The organism is Streptomyces sp. NPDC088246, assembly GCF_044741025.1.
In the GTDB taxonomy this organism is placed as follows: Bacteria; Actinomycetota; Actinomycetes; order Streptomycetales; family Streptomycetaceae; genus Streptomyces.
In genome coordinates this window covers 22701-33185 of the sequence record NZ_JBIURV010000064.1, presented here as the reverse complement: position 1 = coordinate 33185, position 10485 = coordinate 22701, and the positions used below count along the sequence as shown (strand labels likewise).

7 protein-coding genes and 2 pseudogenes are annotated in these 10485 nt (G+C 67.9%); 2 read left to right on the top strand and 7 right to left on the bottom strand.

The features are described from left to right. Positions 1–455 precede the first annotated feature (455 nt). The 3 genes from ACIPEK_RS40885 to ACIPEK_RS40875 are packed head-to-tail and all read right to left on the bottom strand — an operon-like array spanning position 456 to position 3297. Positions 456–1667, bottom strand: a complete 1212-nt coding sequence (locus tag ACIPEK_RS40885; protein ID WP_402007232.1) for a cytochrome P450 — start codon at positions 1665–1667, stop codon at positions 456–458. 14 nt (positions 1668–1681) lie between these two features. Continuing rightward, entirely contained in the window at positions 1682–3073 is a 1392-nt protein-coding gene (locus tag ACIPEK_RS40880) for an NAD(P)/FAD-dependent oxidoreductase (protein WP_402007230.1), read from the bottom strand. Then, positions 3070–3297, bottom strand: coding sequence for a ferredoxin (locus ACIPEK_RS40875; RefSeq protein WP_383079160.1), 228 nt, complete (start codon positions 3295–3297; stop codon positions 3070–3072). The genes ACIPEK_RS40880 and ACIPEK_RS40875 overlap by 4 nt, the downstream gene beginning before the upstream one ends. 685 nt (positions 3298–3982) lie before the next feature. Here ACIPEK_RS40875 and ACIPEK_RS40870 point away from each other — a divergent pair. Beyond that, complete coding sequence (locus tag ACIPEK_RS40870) at positions 3983–4822, top strand: SDR family oxidoreductase (RefSeq protein WP_402007228.1); 840 nt, start codon at positions 3983–3985, stop codon at positions 4820–4822. 427 nt (positions 4823–5249) lie between these two features. On the opposite strand, the gene ACIPEK_RS40865 is transcribed toward ACIPEK_RS40870, so the two are convergent. The 3 genes and pseudogenes from ACIPEK_RS40865 to ACIPEK_RS40855 form a co-directional block, all read right to left on the bottom strand. Then, a complete protein-coding gene (locus tag ACIPEK_RS40865) occupies positions 5250–7070 on the bottom strand; it encodes a glycoside hydrolase family 15 protein (protein WP_402007226.1) in 1821 nt (606 codons plus the stop codon). 305 nt (positions 7071–7375) lie between these two features. Further along, positions 7376–8740 carry a hypothetical protein gene (locus ACIPEK_RS40860; protein WP_402007224.1) on the bottom strand — a complete coding sequence of 455 codons (1365 nt, stop codon included), beginning with the start codon at positions 8738–8740 and terminating at the stop codon, positions 7376–7378. Between the two features lie 307 nt (positions 8741–9047). Beyond that, positions 9048–9152, bottom strand: a pseudogene (locus tag ACIPEK_RS40855) (carboxymuconolactone decarboxylase family protein); the annotation flags it as partial. A 373-nt stretch (positions 9153–9525) separates the two neighbouring features. Here ACIPEK_RS40855 and ACIPEK_RS40850 point away from each other — a divergent pair. Continuing rightward, positions 9526–10098, top strand: a complete 573-nt coding sequence (locus ACIPEK_RS40850; protein ID WP_402007236.1) for an O-methyltransferase — start codon at positions 9526–9528, stop codon at positions 10096–10098. A gap of 25 nt (positions 10099–10123) precedes the next feature. Here the strand turns inward: ACIPEK_RS40850 and ACIPEK_RS40845 are convergent. Continuing rightward, positions 10124–10315: pseudogene (locus ACIPEK_RS40845) on the bottom strand (IS630 family transposase); the annotation flags it as partial. Positions 10316–10485 lie beyond the last annotated feature (170 nt).

Below are 10485 nucleotides of genomic sequence, written 5' to 3'. Positions count from 1 at the left end.
AACAACCCCGGGGGGGGGGGGCCCCAATTTTTGTTGGGTCCCCGCGCCCAACCCCCCCGGGGGGTAGTTCAACAGGCATAACACCCCCCCCCCCCCCCCGGGGGGGGGGGGGGGCCCCGCCCCGCCCCCCCCCCCCGCTCCGTCCGTCTTGGGATGGTCCGGGACGGCCCAACAGGCCGTGGTTCATGCGGCGTTCCCACTCCGGCCGAAGCTGCCGCGACTCGCTCCGGCCTGACGGATCCGCACCCGCTCCGCTCCTCCGGCTCACGGAGGACGGCACCGCGGCCGTCTGGGAGGAACACAGCGGACCGGTGAACCAGACGCTCATACGGCTGCCCGGCCTGCGCGGCCCGGCGGAAGAGGCGGCACGCGTCGACCTGGTGGCCGTGCACCTCTATCTCTCGTCGCCGTCCGGCCTGCGCCCCCACGCGGTGAGGGCGTCGGCCACAGCCACATCAGCTCCGCTCGATGCGCAGATGAATCGGACCTCGCAGGACCGGGCTGGGCCGGTACGGCGGCGGGTCGGTCACCAGCCTGGGCCGGTCGAGTCGGCGCACCAGTTCGCTGAGTGCGATCTGGGTTTCCAGCCGGGCCAGCGGGCCGCCGAAACACAGGTGGATGCCGCTGCCGAACCCGAGGTGCTGGTTGTCCTGCCGATCGGGGTCGAAGCGGTCGGGATCGTCGAAGCGGTCCGGGTCGCGACTGCCGGAGGCGAGCATGAGCATGATCTGGGAGCCCTTGGGGATGACGGTGTCGGCGATGGTGATGTCGCTGTACGCCGCCCGCCAGGGGATGATGTGGACGGGGGGCTCGTAGCGCAGCAGCTCCTCGACCAGTCGCACGATCAGGTCCGGTTCGTCGCGCAGCCGTTGGAGTACGTGCGGGTGACGTAGAAGCGTCAGCATGCCGTTGGTGATGAGATTGACGGTGGTCTCATGGCCGGCGATGAGCAGCAGGTGGGCGGTGCTGATGATTTCCTTGTCGGTCATCCGCCCATCGGGCCCGTTCCCGTCGTCGTTCGCCAGCCGTGACAACAGGTCGTCGCCGGGCCGGCCGTGGCGTGGCTCCAGCAGCCCACCGAGATACTGGTGCATGTCCTTGGTGGCCTGCATGCCATGGTTCATTTTCTCCGGCGGGTCGGTCTTCGGGTTGTAGTCGAGCGAGTCGATGACGGCGTTGACCCACTGATGGAACCGTGGTTCGTCCTCGCGCGGCACGCCGAGCAGTTGGCAGATCACGGTGACGGGGAACGGGTAGGCGAAGTCGTCCACGATGTCGATCAGCTGTGTGTTCGCGAAGTCGTCGATCAGGCTGCTGACGATCTCGGTCAGGTTGGGTTGCATGCCGGTCACCAGCCCCGGGGTGCACGGGGGGCCGAAGTGGCGCATCGCCAGGCGCCGTAGGCGGTCGTGCTCGGGCGGGTCGATGGTGATGAACGAAGGCGTGTCGCGCTTTTCGGCTGCCGGCGTCGGCCGCGACAGGTTGCGGGCGTCCGAGCTGAGGTGCGGGTTGTGCAGTATGTCGGTGATCTCGCGGTAGGTGCTGATGACGTAGCTGCCGTCCTCCTGCAGGGCCACCGGGGTTTTGCGCAGCTCGGCGTACAGCGGGTATGGGTCGGCGCGGGCGGAGTAGTCGAGGATTCGGTGCAGGGTGCTGGTCTCGGTCATGTCGCTTTTCCCTCCTACCGGTGGGTCCGCACAGCCGTGACGCGTCGCTCGCTCGGGTCATGGCCGGTGACCACCACCGTGGCGCCCTGGCTGAGCAGGACGGGGCCGGGGAAGTCGACGGGCACCGGCTTCGCGTCGACAGGTCGGTCGGGTGTGGGGCAGGGTGGTGGGAAGGGCGCGGCCGTCTCGATCAGCTTTCGGTAGTGGTCCAGCCACTTCGCGTTGTTGAAGCTGACGGCTGCGGTGACGCGGCCTTGGTAGCCGTATGCGGCGACGAAGCGGCGGTCGGGAACTGAACCCTGAGCGACAACGACCTCGTCGGCGAAGGTCGGCACACCGACGGACTTGATGTTGACACCGAACTGGATGGACCAGAATGCCGGGATGGCCAGGTGCGGCCAGCGGTCCGCCTGAGCGTTGACCATGTTGTGTGCCGCGATGTCGGCCTGTTCCACGGCGTTGGCCCAGTGTTCCAGTGAGATGAAGCGGTACTCGTAGACCGGGTGCGGGCAGCGTGCCACGTCTCCGGCAACGAAGACGTCATCGGTGACCAGGCCGTTGAGGTCGAAGGCGCGGCAGCCCGAGTCGCAGGCGATTCCCCATACGCCTGCCGCCAGTCCCGAGTCCTGCAGCCAATCGGTGTTGCGGATGCCGCCGAGCGCCACCACGGCCACGTCGGCGTCGACGGTGCTGCCGTCGGAGAAGTGAGCGCGGCACAACCGCCCCTGCGCGTCACCTTCCAGCCGGGTGACCTTGACCCCGCAGCGCAGGTCGACGCCATGCGCACGCTGCATGTCAGCGGCAACGCCACCGATCACGGCGCCGAGTGCCCCGACGAGCGGGGCGGGTCCGAGTTCGGCGACGGTGACCGGAATATCACGCTCGCGGCAGATGGAGGCGATCTCGGAGCCCGTGAAGCCCGCGCCGATGATCAGTACGCGGGAAGGGCCGGCGGCGAGTGCTCGCTGCAGACCATCGGCGTCCCCGCGCGTGCGGACGACGAAGACGCCGTGCAGGGAGGCTTCTGCCTCGACGGGCCAGGGCCGGGCGCGTACTCCTGTGGAGATCAGCACTCGGTCGAAGGCAACCTCGTTGCCGTCGGCGAGGTGCACATGATTGGTCGCCAGGTCGAGGCCGCTGGCGGGCACGCCCAAAAGCCACTGCGCGTCGATGTCGAGACGCCGCGGCAACGTGGTGCCGTCGGTCGGCACCCACCCGGTCAGTACCTGCTTGGACAGAGGCGGCCGGTCATAGGGCTCTCCCAGCTCGTCTCCGATCATGGTCAATGCCCCCGTGAATCCCTCACCGCGCAGAGCCTCCGCTGCTCGCAGTCCTGCCAGTGAGGCTCCGACGATCGCGATGCGGCCGTCGCGCTTGAACCCCTGGAGGGTGTGAGCGCTGCTCATGACGGCGACGCCTCCACTGGCGCGTCCCGTTCTTTGAGCTGGTCGACGAGAATGGCCTGGAGCGGGCAGGCTGCCGCAGCGCGTTCCACCTGTTCGCGCTGGGCGTCGTCGGGGTTCGGGTGATACATCAGCGCTTCCTCGCCGTGCATCCGGAACACATCTGGGGCAAGGAATGCGCACTGCGCGTAACCCTGGCATCGGGAAAGATCTACGACAACCCTCATGCCGACCCTCCGTTTCAGGGGCTGCAGAGCTGCGGTCCCTGAGGTAGCGCCGCGTCGGCCCGCAGAACGCGAGGGTGGGTCTCCGAGAGAGAGAATCGGCTGTTGCCTCGCCCCTTCGAATGCGAAGGTGACAGCGGTGCTCATCAAAGGTCTCCGCAGGTAGGACTGGTCGTCTCGAACCTGGCGACCGGTGTCTGCGACACCGCCTGGAGAACCTGACTGTTCTCGTCAGCGTATCCCCCGCAAATATCGCTCGCATGCCGGAAAGGGGGCGGGCATCAGGCGATGGCCGCGTGGATGGCCATCGCCTGTGAGGGAGGAACGCCCTGAAGTCGCGGGCCCTCAGTCGCAGGCTGCCTCTGATACCCGATGGTGGCTGGAGAACGTCCGGTCGCCCTGCGTCGGACGTGACTGACCGGTCTCGACCGCAGGAACAGCCGGTAAGGGCCGAACCAGCCCGTAACCCGACCGTGTGACGTGCCCGTCTGAAACATGGCTGTATGGCGCGGCGATCCGCCGGCCCGCGGCGCAGAGTGCTTTCGTCTGGTGCGCAGGGCTGCATCCGTTTCTGTGCGCCCGTCCCGGTGGGCAGGCCGAGGCCCCCTCCCGCATGTGCGTCACCTGTTCCCGCGGACGTTTGTCGCGTGGGCGGGCGCACCCCCTCGAAACCGCCTGAGGAGAGATCGTGGCAGGTAGCGCCGACGAAATCCGCGGGGCCGTGTCCGCGCAACTTCTCAGGGGCCAGAAGGCGCTGGTGACCGGCGCCAACTCGGGTATCGGCCTGGCGACCGCCATCGCCCTGGGCCGGGCCGGAGCGGACGTTGTCGTGAACTACGTCGCCGGCGCGGACGAGGCCGAAAAGGTCGTGGCGCAGATCAAAGACTTCGGAGTCCGTGCCTACGCCCACGAGGCCGACGTGTCCGACGAGGCGCAGGTGGTCGCCATGGTCGCCCGGATGATCGAGGCGTTCGGCACCATCGACATCATGGTGGCCAACGCCGGGCTCCAGCGGGACGCGGCCGCTACGGAGATGACGCTCGCCCAGTGGCAGAAGGTCATCGACGTCAACCTGACCGGCCAGTTCCTGTGCGCCCGGGAGGCCGCCAGGGAGTTCGTCCGGCGCGGCGTGGTGGCAGAGGTGTCCCGCTCAGCCGGGAAAATCATCTGCATGAGCTCGGTCCACCAGATCATCCCGTGGTCGGGACATGTGAACTACGCCTCTTCCAAGGGCGGTGTGGCCATGTTGATGCAAACCCTCGCCCAGGAGCTCGCCCCCCAGCGGATCAGAGTCAACGCGGTCGCACCCGGCGCGATCCGCACGCCGATCAACCGCGACGCCTGGTCAAGCCCCGAGGCCGAGGCCGATCTCCTGCGGCTGATCCCGTACCGCCGCGTGGGCGACCCGGCGGACATCGCCGACGCCGTCGTCGTCCTCGCGTCCGACCTGCTCGACTACGTCGTCGGCACCACGCTCTACGTCGACGGGGGAATGACGCTCTTCCCCGGCTTCGCCACCGGCGGCTGACTGCCGGTGCAAGACCATGTCACGGCCCGCCGGGTGGTGATCCTCGGCGAGAGCACCGGGCTGATCGCCGTCGCTCCGCGGGGCAGTCACCGGTCGCGGTGCCCCCTTCGGCCGCCGCGCCCACAGCTCTTCCCACACCGATCCACCAGTGCGCTGGGCTCTTTGCCGAGCGCCCCCGGCACAAGGGTCCTGGACGACACACAGACCCCGGTGAATCCACCGGGCATCTGAGACGATCGAAAAACGGCTGCCCCCCTGTACGGTGCCACCGCCATCGACGTCGTGTGTCGGACCTGTTCTCGGCTGGGGCTGACAGCGCCGGACGTCGTCAAGGGCGCTGCGGTAGGCAGACGCGGGAACGCCAACCATGCGGCGGACGCGTTCGCGGAGTTCGGCGAAGGCGTCGGCGGTCAGCCGCGGCATGCGGTCAGCGCCCCTGCTCATGGTCGAGCGCCTCATCGAGGGTGACTGCGGCCATGATCAGCGACAGGTGGGTGAACGCCTGTGGGAAGTTTCCCAGTTGCTCCCCGCTCGGACCGACTTCCTCGGAGAAGAGTCCGACGTGGTTGGCGTAGGTCTGCATCTTCTCGAAGGCGTAGCGGGCCTGGGGCAGCCGGCCCGCCCGGGCGAGCGCGTCCACGTAGAGGAAGGTGCACAGACTGAAGGTGCCTTCCGAGCCGCGTAGCCCGTCCGGAGATGCCGCCGGGTCGTAGCGGTAGACAAGGCTGTCGGAAACGAGCCTGCGGTCCATCGCGTCGAGTGTGGACAGCCAGGAGGGGTCCCTGGGGGCGATGAACCCCACCCTCGGCATGAGCAGCAGCGAGGCGTCCAGGACGTCGCCGTCGTAGTGCTGGATGAATGCGCGCTCCGTCTCGCTCCAGCCGCGTTGCATGACCTGCTCGAAGATGGCGTCCCTCGCCCTGCGCCATCCCTCCAGATCAGCGGGCCTGCGGAAGGACTCGGCCAGGCGAAGCCCGTGGTCGAAGGCGACCCAGGACATCACCCGGCTGTAGGTGAAGTCCTTTCGGCCGCCGCGGGTCTCCCAGATGCCCTCGTCCGGTCTGTTCCAGTTCTCGGCGAACCAGTCCAATGTTCTGGCCAGTGCCCTCCACCCCTGGTAGGTGGCCCGCTGCGCGATGGCGCCCCCTTGCGCCAGCGCGTATACCGCCTCGCCGTAGATATCGAGCTGAATCTGGTCGGCAGCGCCGTTTCCGATGCGGACAGGGAAGGAACCGCGGTAGCCCTCGAATTGATCGAGTGTCTCTTCCGGCAGTTCGGGGTTGCCGTCGATCCGGTACATGGTCTGCAACGGCTCTCCGTCCTCGCCCTCGCGCTCGCGCAACCTGTCCACGAGCCAGTGCACAAAGGCTGTGGCTTCCTCGACGAAGCCGAGGTCCAGCATGGCCCGCACGGACAGCGCCCCGTCACGCACCCAGGTGAACCGATAGTCCCAATTGCGCTCTCCGCCGACCTGTTCGGGCAGACCCGTCGTGGCCGCTGCGATCAAGGCGCCGGTGGGGGCGTAGGTAAGGAGCTTGAGAGTGATGACCGAGCGGTGCACAAGCTCGGGCCAACGGCCCCGGTAGCGGGACTGGCGCAGCCACTGCTGCCAGAAGCGGACGACCTCCTGGAACTGTTCTGTCAGTCCGTCGACGGTGGGGAAGGCAGGCACCTCGGCGCCGGACGCGCAGACGGTGAAGACCGCACCGTGGGACTCACCGGCCCTCAGCGTCACCTTGCCGCGCACGTCCTGGCCGTCCCGCTCCAGCGGGAAGGTGGTCCGCAAGTGCCCATCGATCCCCGGAGCCCGGAACACGGCGCCTTCGCCGTCGAGTTCGAGCTGATGCCCGGCCCGGCCGTAGTCGAAGCGCGGCCGGCACTCGAGCGTGAAGTCGACGGTGCCCCGCACGGCGCGTACACCGCGGATCAGGGTGTGGCGGTCCGTGGGGGTACGGGTCTGGTCCGGAGGCATGAAGTCGACCACTTCGCCCACGCCGTCCGGCGACATGAACCGCGTCATGAGGACGGCCGTGTCGGGGTAGTAGAGCTGTTTGCAGGCAGCGTCGGTCCCCTCGGGCGCCAGACGAAAGTACCCGCCGCGGTCGTGGTCGAGCAGAGCGGCGAAGATGCTGGGAGAGTCGAACCTTGGAGCGGCGAACCAGTCGACGACGCCCTGCGACGAGACGAGCGCCGCGGTCTGCAGGTCACCCACCAGACCGTGCTCGGCGATGGGGGGATAGCGGTCCATGGCTGCTCCGGAGTCTCGGAAAACACCCCGTCATCCACCATCCCTCACCCCAGCCGTCCGCACCAATTGCAGTCTCACGCCATCACCGGTGTCATGTGACGCGAAAGCTGCCCCGTACTCCCGCGAGGGCACGAGCGCATGACACCCGGCGAGAACGAGCAAGAGGGCTTGGCGCAGCCGGTCGGTCGCTGGTGCGCCGCCCAGGCCGTCCACGAACGAACGCAGGGGCTCATGAGGTCGTGCGGCGGCTGACTACGGCTGCGTAGGCGCCAGGGACGAGGGGATCGTGGCGAGGATCTTCTCGGTCATCGGCCCCGTCCCTGCTCGTGGACTGTGGTCCATACCTCGTCGAGGAGGCTTGGGTAGTCCTCGCCGTAAGCAGCGATGGCGGCGTAGACGGCATCGAGAGCGGCCTGGAGCGGATCAGCCTCCGCGGCGCCGAACAGAGCGGGGACAGCCATGTGCGGCTGGGAGACCTTGACGGGCTCCCGCAACGGGGAGCTTCCCGCTGTCACGACCACCTGAGCCGAAACCTGAGGTCCACCATCCACCTGCCACGTGGCGATCAGCCGCCCCAGCCTGCGCGAGCCTCCCTCCTGAGGCGCTGACGTCGGACAGCTTCCTTCAGGGAGCGTCGTCGGCGGCTCAGCTGTTCCTGACGGTGCAGAGTTGACACCCTTGCGCTGTGGTGCGTCTTCTTCCGTCGAAGGTGAGGGGGCAGGCTGGCGCGCGGGGGGAATCGCTCGTCCGACCGTCCCCTGCGGAGCCCGGGGGTCGCTCTCAAGGAGTTCCCATACGCGTTCCTGGTCGTCGAAGGGTGGGGGAAGTGGCTTTCCCCCCTCCAGGGCCGCGAGTGCAGGGGCAACCCAGTTGAGGTGCGCGAGACCGGCCACGGCGTACGCGCGATGGGCCGCCAGCCGTGCGACGGCACGCTGACAGGCAGCACCTGCGGCATCGATCGCGTGCACCAGTGCGGCGTCGAACTCCACAAGACCATAGACGTTGCCCTGGATACGGCGAAGGGTGTCACTCGGCAGCCGACCACCCCATTCCGCCTTTTCCGCGGCCAGGCGCTGCCGCTCGGCCTCTCGCTCGTGCGTGAGCCGGGCAACGCGCTCCAGCTCAGCCTTCTCCTCCGGTGCCGGGGGAGGAGGTAGCGTCCGGGCGTGCTCGTGCCAGTAGGCGGCGATCTCGGCGGTCTGCTTCACCACCCGGGCGGGCTGCGGCGGACTCGGCCAGAACTGGAGGAGGTAACGGTCCAACTGAGGCTCCTCCTCCAACCGGGTGTCCGCGTCCCGCCCTTCCTGCATGCCGTTGGCGCAGTACCGGACCCGATAGTCGATCTCTTCGAGATCCAGGTCCCAGGCACCCTCCCCCGCCCATTCCACCAGCACGCTGTTGGTCGAGAGTGGTCTGAAGGGAACTTCGACGATCTCCTCCCACGAGGTGTCCGGCGTCGGCGGTTCCTCGTGCAGCTCGGCGGTGAATCCGACGCTGCCTGTGTGCAGGCCCGTCGTCAGCCAGAGCGCACCCGCGACAGCGGCACCGCACAACCCGGCCTTCTGGCCCCCGAACGCCTCGTCGAGGTCAAGACCGCATGTCTCGGGATCGCTCTCCACGTAGATCTGTCCGTAATGAACATGCACCTCGCCGTTCACGAGTGTCCTCACAGCGCACTCCCCCTTGTCCGAAGCAGCAACTGGCCCCGGCTTCCCCGTGGGCCCGAATCCGAGGAAATCATCTCGGCTCCCACTGACAACGCCGGCACGTCCCCCACGCGCTCGCCTCAAGCTGTGGGCCGACCGGCCGGCCTTTTGCGCTGTTCCTGCTGTCAGCGACGCGTGTGCCCACTCGGTCGTCCTGGACGGCGTATCGGAAGGAAGGCAACGCCCCGAGCCCCGGCGAGGGGCGCCCGGGCCGTGTGATGCTGCAGCCGCGGTGGCTCCGGCGGTCCCGGCCAGGCACTCCTGGTAATGCGAACCGGCCGGGCTGGTAGTCGCCGGCGCGCTGCCGGACGATGACGTTCAGGCGGTTGAAGGCGTTGATGAGGGCGATGGAGCACACCAGGGCGGCGAGCCGGTCCGCGTACTGGACCTCACGCCCTGATCACAGCAGGGGACCGGCCGCGGTCCTGTCGGACTCCGTTACCCGCATGTTCGTCCAGCGCATCCGGCAGGCACAGCGTGGGCAGCCACCATCGGCCAAGGCATCCTGAGGGCGCTGGTGACGGCGGTGGACGACGGTACGTGGCTACGTCCGCTTCCAGCGGCAGCGATTGTCTGCTGGTTCGGATTCTGGCTCAAGCTCCGTGGTCCATCCACACCGCGTAACTGTTGATCTCCACCGCGTCTCTCGCCAATGCTTTGACCAGGAAGGCTCGCCGGGTCCGGACAGGCGAAGCTCCGTGCGGACACCCCTACTGGCGGATATCGTCATGTTCACGACGAAGGGGAGCTTGATCATGACAGAACGTGCAGTTCCGCCTCGCGTGGTGGCCGCAGAGCGTGTCGCCTCCGAAGCGGGATTCAAGAAGAGTTGCATCCCTGAAGTGGGCAGGTTGCTCAGGCTGGCCGCTGCTGCGAAACCCCACGGAATCATTGCGGAGAGCGGCACCGGCTCGGGAGTGGGCACCGCCTGGCTGCACAGTGGCCTTGGCTCCGGTGCACGCCTGGTTACCGTAGAGCGTGACGAGGAGCTGGCCCGTCGAGCCGCCGGTGTCTTCGCGGACGACAAGCGCGTCAGCGTTCTCACCGGGGACTGGCGGCTGCTTGAACAGCATGCCCCCTTCGACGTCTTCTTCTGCGACGGCGGGGGCAAGCGTGACGACCCCCAGGGGGTCGTCGAGCAGCTTGCTCCTGGTGGCCTGCTCATCCTGGACGACTTCACCCCCTCGCCGCATTGGCCGCCTCGTTTCGGCGGCGAAGTGGATGAGCTCCGCCTGTTCTACCTCACTCATCCAGCCCTGGACGCCACTGAAATACTCACAACACCATCCAGTTCAGCGGTTGTTGCGACACGCCGCCTCTAGCCAAGAAGGCTTGCAGGGTTCTTGATCACGCCGCGAGGGGCGGTCTGCCGCCCCAGCGAACACCCTTCTCGCTGCGGATGCGGGCACGCTCGCGCCGTCGGGCCGCGAGGACGTCGGGGTGGCGGGCGTTCCCGCTGCGTCATCGCAGGTAGGCGTGGAGTGCTCGGGTCTGTGCGGTGTGGCTGCGGTGGTTGGCGTTGGTGATGGTGAACTGCCGGCTTCTCTGGGGGTACCCGCGTGGCGCGAGGCGAGAGGAGACCACTTTGTGCAGCTCAGCTCCGGTGCGGGTGATCGTGGCGTGTGCAACACCTGTGGTGCTACCGCTGGTTGCTGCTCTGCGGGCGGATCAGGGGAGAGCCGGCTTGGCGATCGGTTCCTCCGCCGCAG